This window comes from Streptomyces sp. NPDC006510 (assembly GCF_040611955.1).
In the GTDB taxonomy this organism is placed as follows: Bacteria; Actinomycetota; Actinomycetes; order Streptomycetales; family Streptomycetaceae; genus Streptomyces.
Genome location: NZ_JBEXPH010000001.1, coordinates 94,458 through 120,407 on the forward strand (window position 1 = coordinate 94,458; position 25,950 = coordinate 120,407).

The 25,950-nt window shown below is 70.4% G+C and carries 24 protein-coding genes and 1 pseudogene; 10 read left to right on the forward strand and 15 right to left on the reverse strand.

Going from position 1 to position 25,950, the window contains the following annotated elements; all coding sequences use genetic code 11:
- Positions 1-54 precede the first annotated feature (54 nt).
- The 6 genes from ABZY11_RS00485 to ABZY11_RS00510 all read right to left on the reverse strand — a co-directional run bounded on the left by ABZY11_RS00485 (position 55) and on the right by ABZY11_RS00510 (position 5,092).
- The gene (locus ABZY11_RS00485) at positions 55-417 is read right to left on the reverse strand and encodes a hypothetical protein (protein WP_356476971.1); all 363 of its coding nucleotides are present in this window, start codon (positions 415-417) and stop codon (positions 55-57) included.
- A gap of 5 nt (positions 418-422) precedes the next feature.
- Positions 423-2,276, reverse strand: a complete 1,854-nt coding sequence (locus ABZY11_RS00490; RefSeq protein ID WP_356476972.1) for an EndoU domain-containing protein — start codon at positions 2,274-2,276, stop codon at positions 423-425.
- Between the two features lie 197 nt (positions 2,277-2,473).
- A complete protein-coding gene (locus tag ABZY11_RS00495; protein ID WP_356476973.1) occupies positions 2,474-2,872 on the reverse strand; it encodes a DUF6507 family protein in 399 nt (132 codons plus the stop codon).
- A gap of 353 nt (positions 2,873-3,225) precedes the next feature.
- On the reverse strand, positions 3,226-3,903 hold the full coding sequence (locus ABZY11_RS00500) for a DUF4232 domain-containing protein (protein ID WP_356476974.1): 678 nt from the start codon (positions 3,901-3,903) through the stop codon (positions 3,226-3,228).
- 199 nt (positions 3,904-4,102) lie between these two features.
- Complete coding sequence (locus ABZY11_RS00505; protein WP_356476975.1) at positions 4,103-4,636, reverse strand: VOC family protein; 534 nt, start codon at positions 4,634-4,636, stop codon at positions 4,103-4,105.
- 231 nt (positions 4,637-4,867) lie between these two features.
- Positions 4,868-5,092, reverse strand: coding sequence for a hypothetical protein (locus ABZY11_RS00510; protein WP_356476976.1), 225 nt, complete (start codon positions 5,090-5,092; stop codon positions 4,868-4,870).
- Between the two features lie 233 nt (positions 5,093-5,325).
- Between ABZY11_RS00510 and ABZY11_RS00515 the strand changes: the two genes are divergently transcribed.
- Complete coding sequence (locus ABZY11_RS00515; RefSeq protein WP_037692759.1) at positions 5,326-5,709, forward strand: cold-shock protein; 384 nt, start codon at positions 5,326-5,328, stop codon at positions 5,707-5,709.
- A 47-nt stretch (positions 5,710-5,756) separates the two neighbouring features.
- Here ABZY11_RS00515 and ABZY11_RS00520 read toward each other — a convergent pair whose 3' ends face one another.
- Genes ABZY11_RS00520 through ABZY11_RS00535 form a run of 4 tightly spaced genes read right to left on the reverse strand, consistent with a single transcriptional unit; the run spans position 5,757 to position 9,277 of the window.
- Complete coding sequence (locus ABZY11_RS00520) at positions 5,757-6,626, reverse strand: 1,4-dihydroxy-6-naphthoate synthase (RefSeq protein ID WP_356476977.1); 870 nt, start codon at positions 6,624-6,626, stop codon at positions 5,757-5,759.
- Positions 6,607-7,314 carry a futalosine hydrolase gene (locus tag ABZY11_RS00525; RefSeq protein WP_356476978.1) on the reverse strand — a complete coding sequence of 236 codons (708 nt, stop codon included), beginning with the start codon at positions 7,312-7,314 and terminating at the stop codon, positions 6,607-6,609. Before ABZY11_RS00525 ends, ABZY11_RS00520 begins: the two co-directional genes overlap by 20 nt.
- Positions 7,315-7,342: 28 nt before the next feature.
- Entirely contained in the window at positions 7,343-7,822 is a 480-nt protein-coding gene (locus ABZY11_RS00530; protein ID WP_356476979.1) for a DUF2771 domain-containing protein, read from the reverse strand.
- A gap of 27 nt (positions 7,823-7,849) precedes the next feature.
- Complete coding sequence (locus ABZY11_RS00535) at positions 7,850-9,277, reverse strand: MFS transporter (RefSeq protein ID WP_356476980.1); 1,428 nt, start codon at positions 9,275-9,277, stop codon at positions 7,850-7,852.
- Between the two features lie 489 nt (positions 9,278-9,766).
- Between ABZY11_RS00535 and ABZY11_RS00540 the strand changes: the two genes are divergently transcribed.
- The 4 genes from ABZY11_RS00540 (at position 9,767) to ABZY11_RS00555 (ending at position 16,362) form a co-directional block, all read left to right on the forward strand.
- On the forward strand, positions 9,767-10,702 hold the full coding sequence (locus tag ABZY11_RS00540) for a DUF3027 domain-containing protein (RefSeq protein ID WP_356476981.1): 936 nt from the start codon (positions 9,767-9,769) through the stop codon (positions 10,700-10,702).
- 460 nt (positions 10,703-11,162) lie between these two features.
- Positions 11,163-14,369, forward strand: a complete 3,207-nt coding sequence (locus ABZY11_RS00545; protein WP_356477074.1) for a molecular chaperone Hsp90 — start codon at positions 11,163-11,165, stop codon at positions 14,367-14,369.
- 191 nt (positions 14,370-14,560) lie between these two features.
- Complete coding sequence (locus tag ABZY11_RS00550; protein ID WP_356476982.1) at positions 14,561-15,445, forward strand: calcium-binding protein; 885 nt, start codon at positions 14,561-14,563, stop codon at positions 15,443-15,445.
- Positions 15,446-15,588: 143 nt separating this feature from the next.
- Positions 15,589-16,362, forward strand: a complete 774-nt coding sequence (locus tag ABZY11_RS00555) for a DUF5707 domain-containing protein (protein ID WP_356476983.1) — start codon at positions 15,589-15,591, stop codon at positions 16,360-16,362.
- A gap of 21 nt (positions 16,363-16,383) precedes the next feature.
- Here ABZY11_RS00555 and ABZY11_RS00560 read toward each other — a convergent pair whose 3' ends face one another.
- Both ABZY11_RS00560 and ABZY11_RS00565 read right to left on the reverse strand, forming a co-directional pair.
- Entirely contained in the window at positions 16,384-18,864 is a 2,481-nt protein-coding gene (locus ABZY11_RS00560; RefSeq protein ID WP_356476984.1) for an HAD-IC family P-type ATPase, read from the reverse strand.
- Between the two features lie 147 nt (positions 18,865-19,011).
- On the reverse strand, positions 19,012-19,326 hold the full coding sequence (locus ABZY11_RS00565; protein WP_356476985.1) for a DUF2530 domain-containing protein: 315 nt from the start codon (positions 19,324-19,326) through the stop codon (positions 19,012-19,014).
- 220 nt (positions 19,327-19,546) lie between these two features.
- On the opposite strand from ABZY11_RS00565, the gene ABZY11_RS00570 reads away from it, so the two are divergent.
- Positions 19,547-21,001, forward strand: a complete 1,455-nt coding sequence (locus ABZY11_RS00570; protein ID WP_356476986.1) for an NCS2 family permease — start codon at positions 19,547-19,549, stop codon at positions 20,999-21,001.
- On the opposite strand, the gene ABZY11_RS00575 is transcribed toward ABZY11_RS00570, so the two are convergent.
- Positions 20,994-21,209, reverse strand: a complete 216-nt coding sequence (locus ABZY11_RS00575; protein ID WP_072485765.1) for a ribbon-helix-helix protein, CopG family — start codon at positions 21,207-21,209, stop codon at positions 20,994-20,996. The genes ABZY11_RS00570 and ABZY11_RS00575 overlap by 8 nt on opposite strands.
- Before the next feature lie 145 nt (positions 21,210-21,354).
- On the opposite strand from ABZY11_RS00575, the gene ABZY11_RS00580 reads away from it, so the two are divergent.
- Together ABZY11_RS00580 and ABZY11_RS00585 are read left to right on the forward strand one after the other, a co-directional pair.
- A complete protein-coding gene (locus ABZY11_RS00580; protein WP_072485764.1) occupies positions 21,355-21,795 on the forward strand; it encodes a MarR family transcriptional regulator in 441 nt (146 codons plus the stop codon).
- A gap of 89 nt (positions 21,796-21,884) precedes the next feature.
- Complete coding sequence (locus ABZY11_RS00585; protein WP_356476987.1) at positions 21,885-23,219, forward strand: MFS transporter; 1,335 nt, start codon at positions 21,885-21,887, stop codon at positions 23,217-23,219.
- Positions 23,220-23,293: 74 nt separating this feature from the next.
- Here ABZY11_RS00585 and ABZY11_RS00590 read toward each other — a convergent pair.
- A pseudogene (locus ABZY11_RS00590) lies at positions 23,294-23,635 on the reverse strand (Uma2 family endonuclease); the annotation flags it as partial.
- A gap of 106 nt (positions 23,636-23,741) precedes the next feature.
- Between ABZY11_RS00590 and thpR the strand changes: the two are divergent.
- Positions 23,742-24,317: an RNA 2',3'-cyclic phosphodiesterase gene (gene thpR / locus ABZY11_RS00595; RefSeq protein WP_356476988.1), complete on the forward strand. Its 576-nt coding sequence runs from the start codon at positions 23,742-23,744 to the stop codon at positions 24,315-24,317.
- A gap of 199 nt (positions 24,318-24,516) precedes the next feature.
- Here thpR and ABZY11_RS00600 read toward each other — a convergent pair whose 3' ends face one another.
- Positions 24,517-25,293 carry an alpha/beta hydrolase gene (locus tag ABZY11_RS00600; RefSeq protein ID WP_356477075.1) on the reverse strand — a complete coding sequence of 259 codons (777 nt, stop codon included), beginning with the start codon at positions 25,291-25,293 and terminating at the stop codon, positions 24,517-24,519.
- An 82-nt stretch (positions 25,294-25,375) separates the two neighbouring features.
- Between ABZY11_RS00600 and ABZY11_RS00605 the strand changes: the two genes are divergently transcribed.
- Positions 25,376-25,903, forward strand: a complete 528-nt coding sequence (locus ABZY11_RS00605; RefSeq protein ID WP_356476989.1) for a PadR family transcriptional regulator — start codon at positions 25,376-25,378, stop codon at positions 25,901-25,903.
- The last annotated feature ends 47 nt before the right edge of the window (positions 25,904-25,950 follow it).

The window sequence follows — 25,950 nt, forward strand, 5'->3', positions numbered from 1 at the left end:
GTGCTGCTCCTGAAGCGCGGCTCAGCGGGGCAGGCCTGGCTTGGTGAGCCGGATTCAGCCGTCACTCCTGGCAGGTGAAAGGAACTCGCGGAAAGCGCGAACAGCGCAGAGAAATTCTGATTCCGGGAGTGTGATCGTCTCGAATTGACCATACTGCGACTCGATGGTCACTTCGCCCACGCCTGAAAGTGTTGCCACGGTCGCGTTAAAGGAAACGCCGTTGGGTTCCTCCGGATAATGCCTCTCGATCTCCCTCCACTCCGACATGAGCCATTCCGTGGAGCGGATATTGCGCACGTCGTCAAAATAGTTGGATATGGCATCGTTGGTGGAGCTGTCGAAGTCGGGGTGGTTGGCGACGATGAAATCGTCTTCGTCGTACGAGAAAGACCACTGGCCTTTAGTTGTAAAACTCAATTACCTCACCCGCCGGGGAAGAACGTAGTCATGCTGCCCTTGTTGAACAACCCGACAACTCGCACTCCGTCGTACGTGATCTTCGCTTTACCCTTCCTCAAAGGTGCCTCTTCCAGATTCCGGGCCACCTTGGCGATGTCTTTCACCGTCCAATGCTCTGGAAAGAAAGTGTGCTGAGTGCTCACTTTTTGCAACCAGTCCCCGTTATCGGCACGCATTACTATTTGAGCATTGATGGTGTTGTCGGGATTCTTTCGGATCGTATCAGGGATAATTTTTCGGTCGGGCATTCCTTCGTCGAATGCGTGCCAGCCCTGTGGTTTGAAGTCCTTCACCTCGCCGAAGAGAACATGGTTCATGGCCTCCTTCGGCACTCCGTAGCGTCGCGACAACTCTTCCACTACCTTGCCTCGTGCTGAGGGAGGTACCGCCGACAGGGGGTGCTGCCCAGCCAGGAGCTGGTCGGTGAACTCCTTGAGATCGCGAGTGGGTGCACCCGGGTGACCCACACCGGAACGCCCGGTAGGCCCGTCGCTATCGCCAGGCCCCGCGCCGTTGTCGCGATCAATGGTGTCACGCCTGGAATCTGCCCCGTGGTCGCCATCAGCGATTCCGTGGCCAGGTACTGCCCCGTCTGCAGTGCCTGCTGTATGTGATGAACCGCCCCCGTGACCCGTGTCATGGCCGCCGCGCGGCGGCAGGCCGTCGCCTGCGTGGGCGGTCGCTCCCGGCGCGCGTCCTGCGACGCCGACCGGTTCGCGATCGCCGTGCGGTTGGCCGGCGCCCCGTTCGGCGGCGGAGGGTTCGTGCCTGGCCGGGTCCAGGTTGGGTGTGCCGTCCCGGTTGAGCGGGATGAAGTTGCCGTCCTTGTCGACCCGGAAACGGTCGCTGAGGTCGAAGGTGCCGTCGGGGAACCTGGTCTTCGGGATCTGGAGGTGGTCGCTGACGTTGGCCAGGACCTGGGAGACCTTGGGCAGGTCCGAGAGGGCCTTGGCGGCCTTGAACGTGCCGGAGAGCGGGTCGAGGGCGTCGCCGATCTTCGCCATGGTGCCGGCGGCCTTCGCGATCGTGCCGCCCTTGCCGAGCTTCGCGGCAGCGGCAAAGGGGCCGGTGGCGAGGGTGAGGATGTTGAAGGAGACCACGGCGTGGGCGCGAGCGGGGTCCTCGTTCGCCATGTCGTACGCGATGAACTGCTTGCCGAACTCCTTCGCGTACGCCTTGCTGTCACGCTGCCAGTCGGACAGGTGCTCGTCCTGGCCGAACAGGTCCATGCCGTAGGCGTAGCCGCCGACGGCGGTGCGCCGCAGACCGTCCCACGCCTGGTCGCGGGCCTCGCCGCCATGGAAACCGATCAGGGTGCCCAGGCCGTCGATGCCGCCCCAGATGCTGTCCTTGGCGATGCCGTCCCAGGCCCAGCTCTTGGCCCCGTGCCCCCACCACTCCAGGCTCCAGCGCTCGTAGGTACGTCCCTCGGGGCTGCCCCACGGCAGGTCCTTCATGCCCTTGAGCGCGTCGGCGTTCTGGCCGTACATGCCGAGCCCGTGGGTGCCGTCGTCGATGATCCACGCGGGGCGGCATGCCCCCGGGCTGATCGCGTTGATCTTGTTGGCCGCGTTGCGTTCGGCTTCCTGGAAGCCCGCGCACGCGGCTGCCACACCGTCCATCAACGCCTGGTGCGCGTCGGTCTTCTTCTCGTCCTTGGTCCAGTCGTCGTCGCCCCGGGCGCTGTCGACGAAGTCGATGGCGTCCAGCTTCAGCTGCTTGAGACGGTCGGCGTGCGGCTTGGCCTCGAAGACGAACGTGTCCAGGGCATCGGCGAGCGACTCGATGTTCCCCGCGAATTCGTCGGCCGTGTCCATGACCGGCTGGGTCGAGGAGAACAGCTTCTCGGCCTCGGGTGCCTTGTAGTACGCGGCCGTCGCCTGGAAGCGGGAGTGGACGTCCTTCCCGCCGGTCCGGATGCCCGTGGCATGCGTACGGAGACTGGACGCGGCCTTCTCCAACTGGCCGAAGTCACCGGTGTATTGAGGTATCCCACCTGGTTCGATCACGGCGGCTACTCCCCGCCCCGGTGGCCGGACTTCTGCCCGACCGCCCTGATCTCGGCGGGCGTCGGGGCCTTCGCCGCGTCGCGCTGGGCCCGGGCGGCCATGGCCAGGTCACCCTCGATGTACTCGGTGGTGGCCTTGACCGTGCCGTCCATCGACTTCTTGGTGCGGGCGGCCATGAACCTGATCTGCTGCTGGGTGTCCGAGATGAAGTTCGCCACCGCAGCGCCCACCGGCCCCGCCGGTGCCTCGCCGCAGTACGGCCCGCTGATCGTCCCCGCGTGCAGCGCGGCATCCTCCACGCTCTCGCCATAGCCCCTGACGCCCTTGCTCAGGTCATCGGCGGCCAGCCCCACCAACGACAGAACGGACTCCACCCCGCTCGGCTCGATGTCCCACCCCGTCATGCCGTTCCCCATCCCCCTGCGTCCCCGGCCGGTACGTCTCGTCGCCTGCGCGTGGCAGCACGCATGCCACTGGCGACAAGATCTTCATCTGTATCAAGGGGGCAATAGCAATGGCAACGCACTTCAAGCCAATAGCGCGTTGGGTTGAGTACGCAGTGTTGCCGTGGGGGCGCGATGGGTGGGGTGGATTGCCGGAATAGAGGTGGTGAGATGGACTCTCACTTCCCAGTGCCGTTCGGGGTGGCGGTGGCCGGGTGGCGCGGTGGGGTGGATGGCTGCGTTTGCGGCCGGGAAGGGAGAGTGTGGTGAACCGCGGGAAACGCTGTGCGAGCGCCGCGGTGTTGCGGGTGGGCTCAGTCGAAGGGGACGGCGTCCGCCGGGGAGGTGTGCCAGTTGGTGACGATCGGGCTGTCGACGGTGATGGTGTCGACCGGCAGGGAGACCGGGTTGGAGTCGTCGTCACCGATGGCGACGATGATGCTGTCCAGTTCCTTGCCGCCGTCCGCGTTGGTGGTCTTCGGGTTCACCCCGGCGTAGGCGGTGGTGTTCCCGCTCAGCGTGATCTGCTCGCCGACGGCCTGCTCCGCGGGGCCCGCCTCGGTGCCGTCGGAACCGAAGGCCACGGTCGGGAGCGCGGCAGGCAGGACGCAGGTGATGCCCGACTTCGCCTTCGCGGTGATCAGGATGTACCCGCCGGCCTGGGTCTCGGACTTGGTGCTCCAGGAGATGTCGTTGGCGCCGCAGACCTGACCGACCTGCTCCCGCCTGCCGTTGCCGGTGTCGGCGCCGGAGCCTGCCCCGTCCTTGGTTCCCTTGCCGGCTGTGTCGGAGCGCTGGTCGGCACCCTTGTCCGTGCCCCGATCGCTGCTCGCGGCCGACGAGCCGGACGAGGTGCCCGGGGTGGCGGACGAAGAACTCTGCGCGGCACCGTTGTCCGTGGCCGCGTCCGTGTCCTGGCACGCCGTCATCAGCATGGCGCCGCCCACGAGCGCTGCGGAGACGAGGAGGGCCCTGCGACGGTTGCCGAACATGAAATCCCCTTGGTGATCAGTGGTTGAGGCCGGAGCGGCATCGGCTTCCCGGTGCTCGCTTGATCACTATGAGGGGGCTGTGCGCCGGAGGGATCCCGGAGTCTTCGTTCCAGGACGACGCTGTCGCAGACCGGTGACATGATCACGAAGCCAGGACCTGCGACGCCCGCCCTGCAGGTGGCGGCCGGACGCATGCTGGTCAGTCGGTGGCCCTGATGGGTGCGCTGCTGCGTCCGTGGCGTCGGCCGCTCAGTTCGGCGTCGAGGGTCTCCTGAGCCACGCGCATGGCCTCGGCGTACACGGGAGCCTGCAGCCGCTTCCACATCTCCTCCTCGGAGACGTCCTCGACGCGGCTGACCACCCACCAGATGTTGCCGAACGGGTCCTTGATCCGCCCTCCACGCTGGCCGAAGGCGTCGTCCACCAGAGAAGTGACGACCTGGCCGCCGACTGCAACGGCCCGGGAGAACGCCTCGTCCGCGTCGGCGACGAACAGGCGCAACAGGCTCGGCATGGTGGGCCAGGCCGCGTGACGGTCGAAGGCCAGCACGACGGTGTCGCCGACCCGGATCTCACCGTGCCCGATCGAGCCGTCCTCGGTCGACACCCGCGCGAGCTCCTCACCGCCGAACGCCTGGCTGACGAAGTCGAGGAACGCTCCCGTGTCGTCGGTGACGACCCAGGGCGCAACGGTGGTGTAGCCCTCAGGCGTGGTGTTGGTCTGCTCGGGCATCGCGGTCCTCTCGTCGCTGTTGCTCGTCGACAGCGAAGATAGGGGCGCTATAGGTCTGGCTCTGTCCTACTGGGCCCCCACGGCGATGCGAGCGGTACTCGCGGCAAGTGCTGGAAGGCGCCGGGCACGGACAGATTGATCTCCAGGCTTCCGGCACGCGTGAGGTCCGCCGGCTCAGGGTGGTGAAGGCTGTCGCAGGAGACCGCGCGGATCGGTTCCGGCGCCCCGGTCCTACCGCTTCGCCGACCCCGCTCGCACCGACCGGATCACGCCTGCCGCCGCGATCAGGAAGCCGACGCCCATCAGCATGCACAGCGACCAGGCGATGGACGGGAGCGGATGGGTGCCGAGGAAGAGGGGGGCCATGGTGGCCATGGTGGACAGGGCGCCGATGAAGAAGACGATCGCGCCGATCCGGACCAGCCGGTCACCTGCGCCAGAAGGTGTAGTACTCACCCGGCCAGGGTAGTTCCCGGCAGCGGCGGTCAACCCCGCGGCCGACCCTGCGGTCAACCCGGCGGTGACCGGTGTGCGCAACAAGCGTCGTTTCCGGACAGCGTCCGGATGATCAGGCTTGACGAGGGGTACCCCCCCTGGGGAGGCTGCTGCCAGCAGGGGAGCACCACCACTGGATAGCCTGACCTGCTGAGGCTTTGTTCCGGCATACGGGTTGAGATGGGGTGCGTGCTTTGCCGACTGGCAAGGTCAAGTGGTTCAACAGCGAGAAGGGCTTCGGCTTCCTCTCCCGCGACGACGGCGGCGACGTCTTCGTGCACTCCTCCGTGCTCCCCGACGGCGTCGATGCCCTCAAGCCGGGCCAGCGCGTCGAATTCGGGGTCGTCGCGGGTCAGCGTGGGGATCAGGCGCTCTCGGTGGCGATCCTGGACCCGACCCCCTCCGTCGCGGCCGCGCAGCGCCGCAAGCCGGACGAGCTCGCGTCCATCGTGCAGGACCTGACCACCCTGCTGGAGAACATCACGCCGATGCTGGAGCGCGGCCGGTACCCCGACAAGGCGGCCGGCAAGCAGATCGGCGGCCTGCTGCGCGCGGTCGCCGACCAGCTGGACGTCTGATCCCGCTCGACGTCTGATCCCGGGCGCAGCTCGGGCGAACGCGTGGCTCAGACGAAAGACAACGCGTCGGGGCCGAGGGGCGGTACCAGTCCCTCGGCCGCCGCGCGGGTCAGCAGTCCGCGGATCGCCGCGTAGCCGTCCTCGCCGAGGTCGGCGGTGAACTCGTTGACGTACAGCCCGATGTGCTGGTCCGCCACGGCCGGGTCCATCTCCTGGGCGTGCTCCAGCACGTACGGCCGGGACGTCTCCGGGTCGTCCCAGGCCATCCGTACCGAGGTGCGCACCGAGTCGGCGAGCAGCTTCAGCGTGTCCGCGCCCAGTGACCGCTTGGCGATGATCGCGCCCAGCGGGATCGGCAGCCCGGTCGTCTCCTCCCAGTGCCTGCCCATGTCGGCGAGGTTGTGCAGCCCGTAGTTCTGGTACGTGAAACGGGCCTCGTGGATGACGAGACCGGCGTTCACCTTGCCGTCGCGCACGGCGGGCATGATCTCGTCGAACGGCATCACGACGATCTCGCCGACACCGCCCGGCACCACCTCGGCCGCCCAGAGGCGGAACAGCAGATAGGCGGTGGAGCGCTCGCTCGGTACGGCGACGGTCTTTCCCGTCAGGTCCGTGTCCGCGCCCTCCCTCGTGAGGACGAGCGGGCCGCAGCCCCGGCCGAGTGCCCCGCCGCACGGCAGCAGCGCGTACTCGTCGAGCACCCAGGGCAGCACCGCGTACGAGACCTTGAGGACGTCGAGTTCGCCGCGCTCGGCCATTCCGTTGGTGATGTCGATGTCCGCGAAGGTGATATCGAGGGCGGGCGCGCCGGGGACCCTTCCGTGCGCCCAGGCGTCGAAGACGAAGGTGTCGTTCGGGCACGGCGAGAAAGCGATCCGCAGCGGGTTCGACGGGTCAGAAGTCGTGTCGGTCATGGTGGGTCCAACCTTCCAGTACGGGTACGAGCTTCCCGAACGCCCCGGTGAGCGCGGCCAGCGCGTCGCCGATACGCCAGGCGTCCCGGTCGCGCGGGCCGACGGCGTTCGAGACCGCCCTGATCTCCAGGACGGGCACGCCGACGCGGTCGGCGGCCTCCGCGACCCCGAAGCCCTCCATGGCCTCGGCGGCGGCCGACGGGTGCGCGGTGAGCAGGGCGGCGGCGCGGTCGGCGGTGCCGGTCACGGTGGAGACGGTGAGGACGTCGCCGGTGAGCGCGCCGGTGGCGGCGGCCACGTCACGTACCCGCGCGGGCGGTGGCGTGAACCGGTCGCGGCCGAAGCCCAGGCCGGTGACGGGCACGAAGCCCTCGGGCGTCTCGGCGCCCAGATCGGCGGCGACGATGCCGCTCGCGACGACGAGCGAGCCGACCGGGGCGGCAGGTGCGAATCCGCCGCCGATGCCGGCCGAGACGACGAGGCCGTACGGTCCGGAGGCGAGGCCGAAAGCCGTTCCGGCGGCCGCGGCGGCCGGTCCGACGCCACCCGCGAGGACGTCGAAGGGCCCCGCGCGGTGGATCTCGGCGCCGCCCGGCACGCTGTGCACGGGCAGCCCGGAAACGTCTCCGAACGCACGCGTGACCGCGTCCCGTTCTGCTGGGACAGCGGTCACGACGAGCACACGCACGGGGGAGTCCTCCGAGGTCAGGAGGGGGTCAGGAGGACTTCTTCAGCTCGAAGTGCCAGATGCCCGTGAGCTGCTTGCCCTTCGTCTCCACGATGCTGATCTGCGTCTTGTTCGTGGTCTCGCCGGTCTGGCTGGAGAAGAAGGCGCTGCCCGGGATGGACCGGTAGGTCTTCTTGTACGGCTCCTGCTCGGCCTGCTGGCCGTTGATGAACAGGGTCCAGCCGTTGTCCGCGACCTCGGGGTCGACGCCGAAGCGGACCTTGTCGTCCATCGCGACCTCGACGGACTTCTCCGCCTTCTTGTTGAGGCAGCTCTGGTACTCGGACTTCTTGAGGGGCTTGCCGTCGTTGTAGCAGGTCGCCTCGGAGCTCACCGAGTTGCCGCCGACCGTTACGGTCGCGAGCGGCGTCGGCTTGTCGCAGGCGGAGAGGACAAGGAGTCCCGCGGACACGGCACCAAGAGCGACGCCGATTCGGCGGCCCTTACCGGAGAAGAACGCAACGGTCATGGGCCGAAGGCTATCGGTCGCTCAGCTTCACGCCACGCGGGGGTGCGGCGAGCCGCGCCGCGCGGCGCCCAGCAGACCCCGTACGGACGTTGCGGCACCCAGGGCGAGGATGCCCGCGGCGACCGACATGCCCAGTACGCCGTTGAGGGGGAGGGCGATGCCGATGCCGCCGCCGACCACCCAGGACATCTGGAGCACGGTCTCGGACCGGGCGAACGCGGAGGTGCGTACCTCCTCGGGTACGTCGCGCTGGATCATCGCGTCCAGCGAGAGCTTCGACAGGGCCTGGGTGAAGCCCGCCGTGGCGCTGAGCGCGGCGACCATGACCGTGCTGAAGAAGAGCGCGGCGAGCACGGCGACCCCCAGGGCCAGGGCCAGCACCGACGCGACGATCACCTCGGGGCCGCGGGCCCGAAGCCAGGAGCCGACCGCCGTGCCGAGCGCGTTGCCCACGCCGGCCGCGACGCCGGCGATGCCGAGCGAGACGGCGGCGCTCTGCCCGGAGAGCGGCTGCTCGCGCAGCAGGAACGCCAGGAAGAAGATCAGGAAGCCGGAGAGCGCGCGGTGCGCGGTGTTGGCCTGGAGCCCGTTCAGTACGGACGGTCCCACGGACCGCAGTCCGGGCCGCTTCTCGCCGTTCCGCTCCTTGCGCCGCGCCCGCCAGGACCGCTTGCCGCCGTCCCGCCCCGACTCGGTCCGGGACACCGCCACGCCGTGCGGCGGCACCAGCCGGGCTTTCCGCTCGCCCTTCGCGGAGTCGACCTTGTGCGGCAACGTGAAGGCGAGCACGGTCCCGCCGAGAAAGATCACGCACGCGCCGTACAGCGGCCAGCCGGGCCCGAAGGTCTGCAGCCCCGCCCCGATCGGGGCGGCGATACCCGTTGCCAGGAGCCCGGCCAGCGTGACCCGGGAGTTCGCCTTCACCAGGGAGAAGCGGGGTGGCAGCAGCCGCGGCACCACCGCGCTGCGCACGACTCCGTACGCCTTCGAGCAGACCAGGACGCCCAGCGCGGCCGGATACAGCTCCAGGCCGCCGGTGGCGACCGCCCCCGACATGGTGAGCGCGAGCACCGCTCGGGCCAGCATGGCACCGGCCATCGCGGCGCGCCGCCCGTGCGGCAGGCGGTCCAGGAGCGGGCCGATCACGGGGGCGAGGAGCGTGAAGGGCGCCATGGTGACGGCGAGGTAGAGGGCGACGCGGCCGCGGGCCTCGTCCGTCGGTACGGAGAAGAACACCGTCGAGGCGAGCGCGACCGTGATCATCACATCGCCCGCGCCGTTCACGGCGTGCAGTTCGATCAGTTTGCCGAGCCCGGACTCCCCGGCGCCATGCGCGTGCGTCGCCTTCCGGATGCCCTTGACGGTGCCGGTGAACGGCTTGTGAAGGGCACGACCGATCGCCCGGCCCGTCCTGCGGAGCGGGCCGGGTTCTTTGTGCGACCTGGCGGAAGTCACTTCGTCATAGTGCCCCAGCCACGGTGGTGGCGAACCGGCATCGGTGCGGGACGCGGTGCACTCCGCCCTGTCGGGCCAGTGATCCGCCCAGGCCGGACGGGGCCGGCCCGGCCCGGGGCCGTGGCCCTTCGTGAGCGGCCCGGGGCGGTCTCCGCAGAGGATTCGTAAGGGATTCGCAGCGGTTTCCCAGGGGATTCTCCGGGGTTTCCCACGGGACACGACACCGGATACGGCCTTGTTTGGGACGGGCAGGTGGGCGGGGGGCGGCGGAGAGGGTAGCGTGCGTAGCGCGCCACCGGCGGTTGTTCTCGGCCGCGCGCCTCTCGGCGATCCCGCAGAATGGATTGCAGAAGGTGTGCCCGAGGCAGGCAGCAACGGGTGTGGACGTCGACGCGGCCCCCAGGTCCGCTCCGCCCGCATCCGTCATGGCCGAAACCGATGGATGTGCTGGCGCGCTCGTGAGACTGGCGTAGGAGAGAAGCGAGACCTGTGAGTGCTGCGACGACGCGAAGCCGTACGGCCCGTACCCCTGTCCCCGACCGTCTGTGCGCCGAGGCGGTAGACCTTGCCCGCGCGGCGGCCGAGGAGGCAGCCGCGCCGGGGGTCGTCGGTGAGCATGTGGCCGTGGTCTCCGAGGGGGACCGGGTCGTCACGCACTTCTTCGAGTGCAAGGAGCCCGGCTACCGGGGCTGGCGCTGGGCGGTGACCGTCGCCCGCGCCTCCCGCGCGAAGTACGTCACCCTCGACGAGACGGTGCTGCTGCCCGGCGGCGACGCGCTGCTCGCCCCGGAGTGGGTGCCGTGGAGCGAGCGGCTGCGCCCCGGTGACATGGGGCCCGGCGATCTGCTGCCGACCGAGGCGGACGACATCCGCCTGGAGCCCGGCTACACCGGCGAGGACGAGCCGCCGCCGAACTCCGCGGTCTCCGAGATGTCCCAGGAGATGGCCGACCTCGTCGACGCGGAGGACGCGGAGCTGACGACGCGCCCCGCGACGACGAGCCGGGGCTCGATCGCGGCGGTCGCGGACGAGCTCGGCATGCGGCGGGCGCGGGTGCTGTCCCGGTACGGGCTGCATGCGGCGGCCGACCGGTGGGACGAGACGTTCGGCGCGAAGACGCCGATGGCCCAGGCGGCCCCGGCCTCGTGCGTCACCTGTGCCTTCCTGGTGCCGCTGGCGGGCTCGCTGAGGCAGGCGTTCGGGGTGTGCGCCAACGAGTTCGGTCCGGCGGACGGGCGCGTCGTGTCGCTGTCGTACGGGTGCGGTGGGCATTCGGAGGCGGCGGTGATGCCGAAGCCGCCGAAGCCGGTGCCGCATGCGCTGGACACGATGCAGGCGGACGAGTATCCGTTGCGGCCGGCCCGGGATTCCGGCTCCGTGCCGGCGGAGGCGGACGGGCCCACGGAGGACCTCGGCCACTCCTAGGCGGTGGCCGGGGGGTGTGGCTTCCCGCGGCGTGCGGGGTGCGGCTTGCTCCGGCGGACCGGGTCCGTCCTCAATCGCCGGCGGGCTTGAGCGGGATGCCGGGCGCCCCGGCGAACCGCTTTGTCCTCGATCGCCGGACAGGCTTGATTTTGCCGCTCGTCCGGGGAATTTCCCCGCGGCCTGGGATTTCCCCCTTGCCCGGCGACCCCGGCCCGTCCGGCGCTTGAGGACGGAATCCTTGCCGCGGAGGGCAGTGCGGCAACCTCCTGCCCAGCGGCGGACCCAAGCGCGGACCCAAGCGCGGACCCAAGGCGCGGCGCCAAGCGCGGCGCCCACGGGCTCGAACCGGCCGAAGCGCTGTCCGGCGGCCCCCGTCCGGTGCGAGGACCCGGTACCTTCGGGCGCACACTTGGCGGCACGGGCAGTGTGTAACCGGAAAGAGCGGAGTCAGAGCGTGAGCATGAATGCGACCGAGGGGGCCGATCCGTTCGGGACCGCACGGCTGCGGCGCGGTGTGCTCGACGCCTGGGGCGCCGGCCCCGCCAGATTCCGAGAGGACGCCAACGCCGAGGAGGACCTCGCGCTCGGCGGCTACCGCGACCGCCTGGTCGTCGAGCTGGCCCAGAACGCCGCCGACGCCGCCGCCCGCGCCCGGGTTCCCGGCCGGCTCCGCCTCACCCTGCACCAGGCGACTCCGGACACCCCCGCCGTCCTCGCCGCCGCCAACACCGGCGCACCCCTCGACGCCACCGGCGTGGAGTCGCTCTCCACCCTGCGCGCCTCCGCCAAGCGCGAGGGGCACGAAGGGGCCGTCGGCAGGTTCGGCGTCGGCTTCGCCGCCGTGCTCGCGGTGAGTGACGAGCCCGCCGTCGTCGGCCGGCACGGCGGGGTCCGCTGGTCCCTCGCCGAGGCCCGCGACCTCGCCGCACGGGCGGCCGTCGCCAGCCCCGGCCTCGGCGACGAGCTGCGCCGCCGCGACGGCCACGTACCCCTGCTCCGGCTCCCGCTGCCCGCCGAGGGCACCGCACCCGACGGGTACGACACCGTCGTCGTCCTCCCGCTGCGCGACGGCGGTGCCGAGGACCTCGTGGTCCGGCTGCTCGACGCGGTCGACGACGCGCTGCTGCTCACCCTGCGCGGCCTCGACGAGATCGTGATCGAGACCCCGGACACCGTACGGACGCTGCGCCGCTCCGAGCACGGCCCGTACATCCACGTCGAGGACTCCGCGCACGGTACGAACCGCTGGCGCACCGTCACCCACCAAGGCCCCGTCGAGCCCGCCCTGCTCGCCGACCGCCCCCGCGAGGAACGGCTGCGCCCGCACTGGTCGGTCACCTGGGCGGTGCCGGTGGACACGGAGGGCGCCCCGGCACGCCCCCGTACCCTCCCCGTCGTCCACGCGCCGACCCCCACCGACGAACCCCTCGGCATCCCCGCGCTGCTCATCGCGTCGCTGCCGCTCGACACCGCCCGCCGCCACTTCGCGCCGGGACCGCTCACCGACTTCCTGGTGCAGCGCGCCGCCGACGCGTACGCCGAACTGCTGGCCGGCTGGCAGCCGGTGTCCGTCGACACCATCGACCTCGTACCGGGGCCGCTAGGCAAGGGCGAACTGGACGGCGCACTGCGCGGCGCGATCCTGGAGCGGCTGCCGCGCGTCGCGTTCCTGGCGCCCGCCGCCCCGCGCGACACCACCGCCGAGGCGGACCGGTGGGACACCTGGGACGTGCGGCCGGACGGCTTCCCCGGGACGGCCACCACGGCGCTGCGGCCCATCGAGGCCGAGGTGCTGGAAGGGGTCGGCGCCGAGACGGTACGGGTGCTCGCCGAGGTCCTGCCGTGTCTGCTGCCCGCCGGACTGGAACGCCGCAGCGAGCTGCGTACGCTCCGGATCGCCCGGGTCCCGCTGACCGAGGCGATCGACCGGCTCGCCGGCCTGGAGCGCGACCCCGGCTGGTGGCGGCGGCTGTACGACAGCCTGTCCGGCATCGACCCGGACCGCCTCTCCGGCCTGCCCGTACCGCTGGCCGGGACACCGGAGGCCGCGGACTCCGGTGCCCCGGCCATGCCCCGCACCACCATCGGACCCCGCCAGGTCCTCCTCCCGCTCCCCGACGCGGCTGCCGGACCGGTGCTGGAACGCCTCGCCCGGCTCGGGCTGAAGGTCGCCCACCCGGACGCCGCCCATCCGCTGCTGGAGAAGCTGGGCGCCCTGCCCGCCACCCCGCGCGCCGTGCTGACGACCCCGCAGGTGCGGGCCGCCGTCGCCGGGTCGCTCGACGCGGGCGAGATCTGGGACGAGGACGCGCTGGACGGCGACGAGCTCGCCGAGACCGTCCTCACCCTCGTACGGGACGCCGAACTGGCACCGGGTGACGAGCCCTGGCTCGGCGCGCTCGCCCTCCCCGACGAGGACGGCGAACCGGCCCCCGCCGGTGAACTCGTCCTGCCCGGGAGCCCGTTCGCGGCCGTCATGCGAGAAGGCGAACTGGCCCTCTGCGACCAGGAGCTGGCCGACCGCTGGGGCGAGCAGCCGCTCACCGCCTGCGGCGTACTGGCCACCTTCGCACTCGTACGGACCACCGATGTCGTGCTGGACCCGGACGAACTGGAGCCGCGCGAGGGCGACTTCGCCGAGCCCGACGACGCCGGTCTGCTGGACGCCGTGGACGTGTGGTGCGAGGACATCCTCGACCAGCTGCCCGACACACCCGTACCGCCGGTCGCCACCGAGATCGTCGCCGTCCGCGACCTCGACCTGGTCGACGACGACGCCTGGCCGCAGGCGCTCGCCATGCTCGCCCGACCGCCGCTGCGCGACGCGCTGACCCAGCCGGTGCGGGTGCTGCTGCCGGACGGCACCACGCAGTCCGTCCGCTCGTACACGGCCTGGTGGCTGCGCGACCACCCGGTGCTCGACGGCCGTCGGCCCGCCGGGCTGCGGGCCGCGGGCGGCGACCCCCGGCTGGCCGGGCTGTACGACTCCGCCGACGCGACCGGCTTCGACGACGCGCAGGTGCTGCGCGCCCTCGGCGTACGGACCTCCGTGGCCGCGCTGCTCGACGAGCCGGGCGGCGCCGCCGAACTCCTCGGCCGGCTCGCGGACGAGGGCCGACCGGTCGGCCCCGTACAGCTGCACTCCCTGTACACCGCCCTGGCCGACCTCGACCCGGAACAGGTCACGCTGCCGGACGAGCTGCGGGCCGTGGTCGACGGCGAGGTGCGGGTCGTCGACGCGGCGGACGCCGTGATCGCGGACGCCCCCGATCTGCTGCCGCTCACCGAAGGGCTCCCGCTGCTCCCGGTCGCCCCGACGCGCGCGGCCGAACTGGCCGAGCTGTTCCAGGTGCGCCGGCTCGGCGAGAGCGTCGATGCGCAGGTGTCGACGGAGGGCGAGCAGCATCAGGTGCCGGATGCGGTACGGGTCCTGCTCGGCGCCGGTACCCCGCACTCGTACGTCGAACACGGCGAACTGCGCGCGGGCGGCGTCGAACTGGACTGGCGCCGCACCCCCGACGGCACGGTCCACGCCGCCACGCTGGAGGGTGTCGCGGCGGGGCTGGCCTGGGCGGCGGGGCAGTGGCCGCGCCGCTTCGAGGTCGCGGCACTTCTGGAGGACCCGTCCCGTACGGAGGAGCTGGCCCGGGACCGCTGGTTCGACTGACGGGCGGTCACAGGCGGTCAGGGGCGGTCGGGACACCGGTGGAGGGATCTTCGCAAGAAGTTCAACTCGGTGTACAACCCTTCACATGTGTCGCGGGTCTGGTCTTTCGAGTCAGCAGACTCACAGTCCGAACCAGTCCCGCGCGAGGCGCATCACGTGCCCGCGGGGCTCTTTCTCCACTGGGGAAACACATGCGTATTCGTGCCACTGTTGCTGCCGTTTCCGGCGCCCTGGCCCTGTCTGCTCTGGCTGTCCCGGCCGCCCAGGCGGGCGACCACTCCGTCCCGAACCTGCACAAGCCGACGTCGGGTGCCGAGGTCTTCGGCACCGCTGCGGCGGGCTCGGCGAAGGCCGCCGCGGCCGCCACCGCCGACGCCACGGAACCGGTCATCTCCAAGGTCGTCGTCAACGGCGGCAAGGACATCGTCCTGGGCACCACCGCCGAGAAGACGATCTCCATCTCCGTCACCGCGTCGCACGCGACCGGTGTCATCGACGCCTACGCCGACCTCTGGCACGGCACGAACCCGACGTCGCCGGACACCATCGACGGCGCCATCCTGCCGAACGAGGACGTCTCGACCTGCACCAAGGTCAACGCGACGACCTCCACCTGCAAGCTGACGTTCACGATCGACCCGCGCTACGACCTGTACAAGAACTCCCTGGCCGGCACCTGGCACGTCTCCGCGGGCGCGCTCGCCGGCAACCAGACCGACATCGCCTACACCGACTTCTACAGCACCGCCCGGGTGCAGCGGCTGTCGAAGCTGACGGTCAACGCCGCCCCGGAGCCGGTCAAGAAGGGCGGGACCATCACGGTCACCGGGAAGCTGTCGCGGGCGAACTGGGAGGACCACGCGTACCACGGTTACGCGACGCAGTCCGTGAAGCTCCAGTTCCGCAAGAAGACCAGCTCGACGTACACCACGATCAAGACGATCAAGACGAGCAGCACCGGCACGCTGAAGACCACGGTCAAGGCCTCGGTCGACGGCTACTGGCGCTACAGCTTCGCCGGTACGTCCACCACCCCGGCCGTCACCACCGCCGGCGACTTCGTCGACGTGCGCTAGTCCGCCGACCTGAAGCAGATCCACCCGGCCACACCCGTGGCCACCCGTGAGCAGCGGGATCCCTCCACGAGGGGTCCCGCTGCTCACGCATCCGTCCCGTGCATCCCACCCGGCCCCCAAGGCCTTTCTCCACGGAGAAACCCATGCGCATACGTGCCACTGTCGCCGCAGCCTCCGGCGCCCTGGTCCTGTCCGCCCTCGCCGTTCCGGCGGCGCACGCGACCACGGCCGATCCCGTCCTCTCCAAGATCACCGTCAACGGTGGCAAGGGCATCGTCCTGGGGACGACGGCGCCGAGGACCATCACCGTCTCGGTCACCGCCTCGCACGCCTCCGGCATCGAAACCGGCTGGCTGATCCTGTGGCACGGCAAGGACCAGGACGAGGGCATGGACGGCGCCCTGCTGCCCAACGAGGACGAGGCGACCTGCAAGGCCGCGAACGCGACCACCAGCACCTGCTCCCTCACCATCACCATCGACCCCAGGGTCGACCTGCCGAAGAACGCGCTGGCGGGCTCCTGGCACGTCCTCGCGGGCGCGGAGGCCAAGGACGGCTCCAGCTACTACTCCGACTTCGCCGCCACGGCGAAGGTCCAGCGCTACTCGAAGCTGACGGTCAACGCCTCGCCGGAGCCCGTGAAGAAGGGCGGGACCATCACGGTCACCGGGAAGCTGTCGCGGGCGAACTGGGAGGACCACGCGTACCACGGTTACGCGACGCAGTCCGTGAAGCTCCAGTTCCGCAAGAAGACCAGCTCGACGTACACCACGGTCAAGACGATCAAGACGAACAGCACCGGGAACCTGAAGACCACGGTCAAGGCCTCGGTCGACGGCTACTGGCGCTACAGCTTCGCCGGTACGTCCACCACCCCGGCCGTCACCACCGCCGGCGACTTCGTCGACGTGAAGTGACGGCGGGGCGGGGACGGCGCACTACGACGGGAAGCGTCGGCCGACCAGCCGCCAGGCGTACTCCAGGCCGGCCGCCGCCACCACCGCGATCCCCACCGCGGCCCACGGCATCGTCGTTCCCACCAGCTTCAGCGCGAAGAACTCCTGGAGCCACGGCACCACCAGCACGATCAGGAACGCCAGCCCCATCGCCGCCACCAGGCCGATCCGCCACCAGGTGTACGGGCGGGCGATGATCGCCAGCACCCACATCGAGACCAGGAACAGCGTGAGCGTGGCCGCGCTGGTCTCCGCGTCCAGCGCACCGGGGCCGGTGTAGTAGTGCCGGGCGATCAGATACGTCGCGAAGGTGGCGACGGCCGCGATGACGCCGGACGGGATCGCATACCGCATGACACGGCGCACGAAGTGCGGATGGGCGCGTTCCTTGTTGGGGGCGAGGGCCAGGAAGAACGCCGGGACGCCGATCGTCAGCGTCGACAGCAGGGTCAGATGGCGCGGCAGGAACGGGTAGTCGACCTGCGTGCAGACCACCAGGACCGCCAGCAGCACCGAGTAGACGGTCTTGGTCAGGAACAGGGTGGCGACCCGGGTGATGTTGCCGATCACCCGGCGGCCCTCGGCGACGACGGACGGCAGCGTCGCGAAGCTGTTGTTCAGCAGCACGATCTGGGCGACGGCCCGGGTCGCCTCGGAACCCGAACCCATGGAGACGCCGATGTCGGCGTCCTTCAGCGCCAGTACGTCGTTGACGCCGTCGCCGGTCATGGCGACGGTGTGGCCGCGGGACTGGAGGGCGGCGACCATGTCCCGCTTCTGCTGCGGGGTGACCCGGCCGAAGACCGCGTTCTCCTCCATGGCCGTGGCCATCTCGTCCGGGTCGGTGGGCAGCCGGCGCGCGTCCAGGGTGTGCTCGGCGCCCGGCAGGCCCAGCTTTCCGGCGACCGCGCCGACCGAGACCGCGTTGTCACCGGAGATCACCTTCGTGGCGACCCGCTGGTCGGCGAAGTAGGACAGGGTCTCCCCGGCGTCGGGCCGCAGCCGCTGCTCCAGCACGACCAGCGCGCTCGGTACGGCCCCGGCCGCGATGCCCGGCCCGTCGAGCGCACCCTGCGCGCGGGCCAGCAGCAGTACCCGCAGACCCTGCTCGTTGAGCTGCTCGATCTCGGTGAGCGCCGGGTCCTGCTCGGGCAGCAGCACATCGGGGGCGCCGAGCAGCCAGGACGACTCCCGGCCGCCGCCCTCGTCGAACGCGGCGCCGCTGTACTTGCGGGCCGAGGAGAACGGCAGCGTCTGGGTGCACCGCCACTGCTCGCCGTCCGGGTAGGCGTCGACGATGGCCTGGAGGCTGGCGTTGGGCCGGGGGTCGGACGAGCCGAGGGCGCCCAGCACGCTCCGTATGTACGTGTCGTCCGCACCGCCCAGCGTCCGCACCTCGGTGACGTCCATGCCGCCCTCGGTGAGGGTGCCGGTCTTGTCCAGGCAGACGACGTCGACGCGGGCGAGCCCCTCGATGGCGGGGAGCTCCTGCACCAGGCACTGCTTGCGGCCGAGCCGTACGACGCCGATCGCGAAGGCGACCGAGGTGAGCAGCACCAGGCCCTCGGGGATCATCGGGACGATGCCGCCGACGGTCCGGGCGATCGACTCCTTGACGTCGTTGTTCTTGACGACGAGCTGGCTGATGACGAGGCCGATCGCGGTCGGCACCATCATCCAGGTGACGTACTTGAGGATCGTGGAGATGCCGGTGCGCAGCTCGGACTGGACGAGGGTGAAGCGGGACGCCTCCTCGGCGAGCTGGGCGGCGTAGGCCTCGCGGCCGACCCTGGTGGCGGTGAAGGCACCGCCGCCCGCGACGACGAAGCTGCCGGACATCACCGGGTCGCCGGGCTGCTTCAGCACCGGGTCGGCCTCGCCGGTGAGCAGCGACTCGTCGATCTCCAGACTGTCGGCCTCGGCGACCGTGCCGTCCACGACGGCCTTGTCGCCGGGGCCCAGCTCGACGAGATCGCCGAGGACGATCTCGGAGGTGGAGATCTCGGCCGCGACCCCGTCGCGCCGCACCGTGGGTTTGGCCTCGCCGATGACCGCGAGGCTGTCCAGGGTCTTCTTGGCCCGCCACTCCTGGATGATGCCGATGCCGGTGTTGGCGATGATCACGAAGCCGAAGAGGCTGTCCTGGATCGGCGCGACGAACAGCATGATCAGCCAGAGCACGCCGATGATCAGGTTGAACCGGGTGAAGACGTTGGCGCGGACGATCTCGCGGACGGAGCGGGACGAGCGGACGGGTACGTCGTTGACCTCGCCGCGGGCGATCCGCTCGGCCACCTCGGCCGCGGTCAGCCCGCGTGGGTTCACGGCCGGGGCGGGCAGCCTCATCGGGTGGACCGGGTCGAGCTCGGCCCCGGCGTCGATCATGGCCGAACCGGGGTGGTCGGTGGAGCCGGTTGCTTCGGGAGTCTGCTCACCGAAGGAATGGGATGCCCGCTGCGTCATGGTTTCGACGGTACGGGCGGACGGCCTGAATCACCCACTGGGCGGTCCGAAGATCAGACCGGGGGAGGAGGGGAATGGTCCTGTGGTGGTACGAGCACCTGGCGCCGGACCGTGTTCTACGGAGAGGCCGGGCCGTGTCGACCGGCGTCAGACGGTGGCGCCCGACGCGCCCTCGGAGCCCGTCCCGGCGCCGGACGTGCCGGTGCCGGCCGACGCCGCGGCCGCCGCCCGCTTGATCGCCGCGTCGCGCCCCCGCACGTACCAGATGCCGATCAGGCCGAGCCCCGCACCGGCCAGACAGGTCCACAGCCACCACAGATGTCCGTGGTCGTCGAACCAGCCGTAGAACGGGAGCTGGACCAGGAAGAGGACGAACCAGAGGATCGTGCCGCCGGTGATGGTGGCGACGACGGGCCCCTCCAGGGGCTCGGGTGCCTCGTGCTTCGGTGTCCACTTCGCCATGACCTCAGTCTATGGGGCCCCATACGGCCCCCTCCCGTAGCCCGTGAAGTCCGGATGCATAAGAGCGCTCGGCCCAGGCGGCCCAAGGGTCTACGCGCGGAGATAGCGATCTTTGCCTTATGTATTCATACTGAATCTGCTTGAGGCTGACTCGAATTATTCGTGTAAAAGTCCAAAGCTGACCACTTTCTTCCCCCTCTACGTACGACTGAGGTCATACATGTCCCCCTCGGCCACCGCTCCGGTCGATGCCAAGCAGCCGGCGGCCCCTCAGCCGCGAGGCGGCCTGGATCGTTTCTTCAAGATCTCCGAGCGGGGGTCGTCGGTCGCACGAGAGATCCGCGGCGGATTCGCCACGTTCTTCGCGATGGCGTACATCATCGTGCTGAACCCGATCATTCTCGGCAGCGCCAAGGACATGTACGGGCATCAGCTCGACGGCGGCCAGCTGGTCACCGCCACCGTGCTGACCGCCGCGTTCTCCACGCTCCTGATGGGCGTCATCGGCAACGTACCGATCGCGCTGGCCGCCGGCCTCGGCGTCAACACCGTCGTGGCCCTCCAGCTCGCCCCCCGGATGAGCTGGGCGGACGCGATGGGCATGGTCGTCCTCGCGGGCATCGTGGTGATGCTGCTGGTCGCGACCGGGCTGCGGGAACGCGTGATGCACGCCGTGCCGAAATCGCTCCGCAAGGGCATCGCGATCGGCATCGGCCTCTTCATCCTGCTGATCGGCCTGGTCGACTCGGGCTTCGTCTCCCGCGTCCCGGACGCCGCGCACACCACCGTGCCGCTCCAGCTCGGCGGCGACGGCCACCTCAACGGCTGGCCGGTCCTGGTCTTCATCATCGGTGCGCTGCTCACCCTCGCGCTGATCGTCCGCAAGGTGCCGGGCGCGATCCTGATCTCCATCGTCGCGATGACGGTCGTCGCGCTGATCATCGATGCCGTCGCCGATCTGCCGGCCGGGGCGTGGGGTCTGACCGTTCCGCAGTGGCCGGGCAATCCGGTCGCCACCCCGGACTTCGGGCTGATCGGGCACGTCAGTCTGTTCGGCGGCTTCAGCAAGGTCGGCGTGCTCACCGGCATCCTGTTCGTCTTCACCGTGCTGCTGTCCTGCTTCTTCGATGCGATGGGCACCATCCTCGGTGTCGGCGACGAGGCGAAGCTGACCGACCCGGAGGGCAACTTCCCCGGCATCAACAAGGTGCTGTTCGTGGACGGCATCGCGGTCGCCGCGGGCGGTGCGAGCTCCGCCTCCGCGGGCACCTGTTTCGTGGAGTCCACGGCGGGTGTCGGCGAGGGTGCCCGCACCGGCTTCGCGAGCATCGTGACGGGTCTGCTGTTCACGATGGCGCTGTTCCTGACGCCGCTGGCGACCATGGTCCCCTCGCAGGCGGCCACCCCCGCGCTGCTGGCGGTGGGCTTCCTGATCATCTCGGGCTCGGTGCGGGACATCGACTGGAGCGACTACACGCTCGCCATCCCGGCCTTCCTCGCCATGGTGATGATGCCGTTCACGTACTCGATCACCAACGGCATCGGCATCGGCTTCATCGCCTTCTCCGTGCTGCGGGTGGCGGCCGGGCGCTGGCGCGAGGTGCCGGTGGCCATGTACGTGGTGTCGCTGGTCTTCGTCTTCTACTACGCGATGCCGGCCCTGGGCCTCACGTGACCTCTTCGGCCCTGATCCCCGCGGTCCCTTCCGGGCCGTAGAACCTCTCCGTCTCGTCGACGGCCGCCTTGAAGCGCTCGTCGAAATCATCGCGAATGAGCGTCCGGACCACATAGTCCTGGACGCTCATTCCGCGTTTGGCGGCATGCTGCCGGAGCCGGTCGAGCAGCTCACCGTCTATCCGCAGGCTGAGCACAGTCGATCCCATGGCAAGCAGGGTTACGGCCCACTGGGTCGTTTCGCGTCACTTTCCGGATCCGACTCACTCGTTCGGGTGACCGATTGGGTGAAGTGCCTCTCGCGCGTGTAACACGAATGGTCTTTAGAGCGACTAATGAGTTACGCTAATAAACATGCCTGACCTGATCCACGACGGCGACAGTGCGGCCGCCGTGAGCTCCCTTCGCTCCGCCGTGATGCTGCTCAGCCGACGCCTCAAGCACCAGCGCGTCGACGAGTCGCTGAGCCCCACCGAGATGTCGGTGCTCGGCACGCTCGCCAGGTGCGGCTCGGCCACGCCGGGCGAACTGGCCCGCAAGGAGCATGTGCAGCCTCCGTCGATGACCCGCATCGTCGCGCTGCTGGAAGCGAAGGGGCTGGTCAGACTGGAACCGCACCCCGATGACCGTCGCCAGAAGGTGGTCAGCCAGACCGAGCAGGCGGAAGCCATGCTCGAAGAGAGCCGCTCCAAGCGGAACGCCTGGCTGACCGCCCTCGCCGAGGGCCTGGACGAGGACGAGTGGGAGACGCTGCGCAAGGCGGCGCCCGTGCTGGAGAAGCTCGCCCACCTGTAGCGGGGCAGGCCGCGCGCAGCCGGCGCACCGCCCGCACCGCCGCACCCCGTCAGTCAGCGAAATGTATACGCCCGAGGAGGCGAACCCTTTTGAGTACGGGATCCGGAGCAGACTCCGCCCCCGCACCGACTTCCACCCACGAGAGCAAGCCCGGCGGGACCTTCTCGTCGCTGAAGATCCGTAACTACCGCCTGTTCGCCACGGGCGCCGTGATCTCCAACACCGGTACCTGGATGTCCCGCATCACGCAGGACTGGCTCGTCCTGAGCCTCACCGGGTCCGCCACCGCCGTCGGCATCACCACGGCCCTCCAGTTTCTTCCGATGCTTCTGTTCGGCCTCTACGGCGGTGTCATCGCGGACCGCCTCCCGAAGCGGAAGCTCCTGCTCTTCAGCCAGGCGGCGCTCGGCCTGTGCGGGATCGCCCTCGCGGTGCTCACGCTCTCCGGGGTCGTCCAGGTGTGGCACGTCTACCTCATCGCCTTCCTGCTCGGCATGGTGACGGTGGTCGACAACCCGGCCCGTCAGTCGTTCGTGTCCGAGATGGTCGGACCCGCCCAGCTGCGCAACGCGGTCAGTCTCAACTCGGCGAACTTCCAGTCCGCCCGGCTCATCGGCCCGGCCGTCGCCGGTGTCCTGATCACCACGGTCGGCAGCGGCTGGGCCTTCATGTTCAACGGCCTGTCCTTCGCCGCCCCGCTCGTGGGCCTGCTGATGATGCGTACGAGCGAGCTGCACAGGACCACCGTCGTACCGCGCGCCAAGGGACAGCTGCGGGAGGGCCTGCGTTATGTCTCCGGCCGCCCCGAGCTGATCTGGCCGATCGTCCTGGTCGGCTTCGTCGGCACGTTCGGGTTCAACTTCCCGATCTGGCTCACGGCCTTCGCGGACGAGATCTTCCACGGCGGCGCCGGGATGTACTCGTTCTTCAACATCCTCATGGCGGCCGGCTCCCTCGCCGGTGCCCTGCTCGCCGCCCGCCGCCGCTCCTCCCGGCTGCGGATGCTGGTGGCCGCGGGCACGGCGTTCGGCGTGCTGGAGATCATCGCGTCCCTGTCGCCGTCCGTCTGGCTCTTCGCGGTCCTGCTGGTCCCGATCGGCATGATCGGCCTGACGACCAACATCAGCGCGAACACCAGCGTCCAGATGGCCGCCGACCCGGCCATGCGCGGCCGGGTCATGAGCCTGTACATGATGGTCTTCGCCGGTGGTACGCCGGTGGGCGCCCCGATCGTCGGCTGGATCAGCGATGCCTACGGGGTCCGTACGGGCATGGCTGTCGGCGGCGCGTTCTCCCTGGTGGCCGCGCTCGGTGTCGGCCTGATGCTGGCCCGCGTCGGAGGCCTGCGCCTCCGCGTCGACCTGCGGCCCGGCCGTCCGCACGTCCGGTTCGTCCCGCGGGAGGAGCTGGCCGCGGCGGCGTGAGCGCCGTCCGACGAGACACATGGCACGGCCCCGACCGGTGAGCACCGGTCGGGGCCGCCGTGTGTCCGCAAGCGTCAGTCGCGGGGGAAGCCGCCGGTCTCCAGGGTGAGGCCCACCACGGTCGAGGTGAGGTCGACCGGGGTGCCGAAGTCGAGGCTCAGCACGCTGCGGTACTCGTCCTCCTTCGGGAGCGTGTGGAGGTGCCAGGTGCCGGTGTACGGGTCGACGATGAGGTACACGGGCACACCGGCGGTGGCGTAGGTGGCCTTCCTCGATCCGTAGTCGTTCGCGGCGGTGCTCTTCGAGATCACCTCGGCCACGAACTCGATGTCTTGGTAGTGGCACTGGCCGTTGGCGTCCTCGGTGGCACCTTCGGTCAGTGCGACGACATCGGAGGCGAAACCGTTGAGTAGCCCGGTCATCGTGGCGCTCCTCCCCGGTGCCGCGCGGGCGCGGGCAGCCGCGTAGTACAACGATACGTACGGAGGCCGAGACACGCCTGTACGGTGCGACACTCGGCCCATGAGCCGTCTCAGACTCTTCGTTGCCGTGCTGCCGCCCGCCCCCGCCGTCGAGGAACTGCGCCGCGCTGTCGCCCCGCTGCACGCGCTTCCCGAGGCCAAGGGTCTTCGCTGGACCGGGCTGCCCGGCTGGCACTTCACGCTCGCCTTCCTCGGGCCCGTGGACGAGGAACTGCTGCCCGAACTGAAGGAGCGTCTCGCACGGGCCGCCCACCGCACCGACCCCTTCTGGCTGCGCATCCACGGCGCGGGCCGGTTCGGCGGGCGGGCGCTCTGGACGGGGGCCGCGGGCGCGCTCGACACGCTGCGGCTCCTCGCCGAGCGCGCCGACGCCGCCGCCCGCCGCACCGGCATCCCGATGGACGAGCACCGCGCCTACCACCCGCACCTCACCCTCGCCCGCAGCCGCCGCGCCGAGGTCGACCTGCGCCCCCTGGTCGAGGAGCTCGGAAGCTTCGAGGGCACCGGGTGGGAGGTCGGCGAATTGGCCCTGGTACGCAGCAATCTGCCGGTCGCGGGGGTGCCGGGCGAGCGGCCCAGGTACGAGGTGGTCGCATCCTGGTCGCTGGGGCACTGAGGTCGGCGGTTACGCTCGGAGGGTGGATCCGAAGACCAGAAACCGCATCATGGCGGCCGTGCTCGTGCTGATGTTCATCGTCGTCGCCGTGGCGGCCGCCGTCGGGGCGTGACCCGGCCGGCCTCCGTCGGCGTCCGTGCCGCAGCCGGCGGCGTACGCCCCTCCTCGGCGGGCGGCAGGAAGCCCATGCGCCCCTTCCTCAGACGGCGAGGGCCCGCGCGGTCTCCTCGGCGAACGCCTCCGGGTTGTCCAGCATGATGTTGTGCCCGCACTCCGGGACCGCCACGACCCGCACCCCGTGCTCGGCGAGCGTCTCCTCACCGGGCAGCGGCCCGTCGTCCAGCGGCCGCAGGAAGGTGCGCGGGATCTTCAGGTCCAGCAGCAGTTCACGCATCGTCGGCGTCGTCCCGGCGGCGAGGTGCACCGCGCTGCGGTGCAGCGCCTCGTGGCCCGCCAGGCGCATCGTCGCCCACCAGTGCGGCCCCACCCGGTCGCGCACCTCGGCCCGGCCGTGCGCCAGGAACTCCTTCTCCGAGTACGCCGCGATGCCGCTGCTGCCAGGCCGGGCGGGGCCGGGGGCGACCGGGTCGAGATTGGCGTCGACCAGGACCAGCCGGGCCACCAGGCGCGGATGGCGCGCCGCGAGCACGATGGCCACCGCGCCGCCCATGCTGTGCGCGATCACGTCCGTGTCGTACGCCCCGGCCGCCTCCAGCGCCGCCGCCACCGCGTCGGCGTGCTCCTCCAGTGTGTAGCCGAAATCCGTGGGGCGGTCGCTGATCCCGAAGCCCAGCAGGTCCATGAGCAGCGAGCGGCTGCCGGCCAGCAGGGGATGGGCGGCGCTCGCGGTGAAGTACGGGCCGGACGAGGCCCCGAGCCCGTGCAGATAGACCCGGGTGCGGGTACTGCCGGGCCGGCCGGGGAGCTCCACCCACCTGATGCGCGCGCCGTCCGCGGTCACCCGGGCGTTGTGCATGTCTTCCTCCTCGTCATCGCCAAGCATCGGGGAGACTATACATAGATGCCGATGTATAAGGCTCGTCGGAGAGGATACGCACATGCTGGAACTGGCCATCCTTGGATTTCTGTACGAGCAACCGCTGCACGGCTACGAGCTGAAGCGTCGGGTCGCCCACCTCACCGGGCACGTCCGCCCCATCGCGGACGGCACGCTGTACCCGGCGATCAAGCGCCTGGAGCGCGCCGGATGGCTGGAGCGCCGCACCGAACCCGGCAGCAGGGCCGCCCCCCGCCACACCCTCACCCTGACCGGCCCGGGACGCGAGGAGCTGCGGCGGCGGCTGCGGGAGGCCGACGAGGTGGACATCAGCGACGAGAACCGCTGGTTCACCGTCCTCGCCTTCCTGCGCCATCTGCCGTCCCCGGCCGAGCAGGCCGACGTACTGCGGCGCCGGCTTGCGTTCCTGGAGGAGCCGAGCAGCTTCTTCTACGAGGGGGAGCGGCCGCTCGGCGCCGAGTCGTTCGACGACCCGTTCCGGCGGGGGCTGCTGAGGATCGCCCGCGCGACCAGCGAGGCGGAGCTGAGCTGGCTCGGGCAGACGCTGAAGGAACTGCACGCGCCCTGAGCCGACGCCGCTCTCCGTGGACAGTGGACGTACGAACGGGCCGCCGC

Coding starts and splice junctions, on each gene's coding strand:
- ABZY11_RS00490 (WP_356476972.1), bottom strand. CDS start 2,276: ATGGACACGGCCGACGAATTCGCGGGGAACATCGAGTCGCTCGCCGAT.
- ABZY11_RS00495 (WP_356476973.1), bottom strand. CDS start 2,872: ATGACGGGGTGGGACATCGAGCCGAGCGGGGTGGAGTCCGTTCTGTCG.
- ABZY11_RS00500 (WP_356476974.1), bottom strand. CDS start 3,903: ATGTTCGGCAACCGTCGCAGGGCCCTCCTCGTCTCCGCAGCGCTCGTG.
- ABZY11_RS00505 (WP_356476975.1), bottom strand. CDS start 4,636: ATGCCCGAGCAGACCAACACCACGCCTGAGGGCTACACCACCGTTGCG.
- ABZY11_RS00520 (WP_356476977.1), bottom strand. CDS start 6,626: ATGACCGACACGACTTCTGACCCGTCGAACCCGCTGCGGATCGCTTTC.
- ABZY11_RS00530 (WP_356476979.1), bottom strand. CDS start 7,822: ATGACCGTTGCGTTCTTCTCCGGTAAGGGCCGCCGAATCGGCGTCGCT.
- ABZY11_RS00545 (WP_356477074.1), top strand. CDS start 11,163: ATGAATGCGACCGAGGGGGCCGATCCGTTCGGGACCGCACGGCTGCGG.
- ABZY11_RS00550 (WP_356476982.1), top strand. CDS start 14,561: ATGCGTATTCGTGCCACTGTTGCTGCCGTTTCCGGCGCCCTGGCCCTG.
- ABZY11_RS00555 (WP_356476983.1), top strand. CDS start 15,589: ATGCGCATACGTGCCACTGTCGCCGCAGCCTCCGGCGCCCTGGTCCTG.
- ABZY11_RS00560 (WP_356476984.1), bottom strand. CDS start 18,864: ATGACGCAGCGGGCATCCCATTCCTTCGGTGAGCAGACTCCCGAAGCA.
- ABZY11_RS00565 (WP_356476985.1), bottom strand. CDS start 19,326: ATGGCGAAGTGGACACCGAAGCACGAGGCACCCGAGCCCCTGGAGGGG.
- ABZY11_RS00570 (WP_356476986.1), top strand. CDS start 19,547: ATGTCCCCCTCGGCCACCGCTCCGGTCGATGCCAAGCAGCCGGCGGCC.
- ABZY11_RS00575 (WP_072485765.1), bottom strand. CDS start 21,209: ATGGGATCGACTGTGCTCAGCCTGCGGATAGACGGTGAGCTGCTCGAC.
- ABZY11_RS00580 (WP_072485764.1), top strand. CDS start 21,355: ATGCCTGACCTGATCCACGACGGCGACAGTGCGGCCGCCGTGAGCTCC.
- thpR (WP_356476988.1), top strand. CDS start 23,742: ATGAGCCGTCTCAGACTCTTCGTTGCCGTGCTGCCGCCCGCCCCCGCC.
- ABZY11_RS00600 (WP_356477075.1), bottom strand. CDS start 25,293: ATGCACAACGCCCGGGTGACCGCGGACGGCGCGCGCATCAGGTGGGTG.
- ABZY11_RS00605 (WP_356476989.1), top strand. CDS start 25,376: ATGCTGGAACTGGCCATCCTTGGATTTCTGTACGAGCAACCGCTGCAC.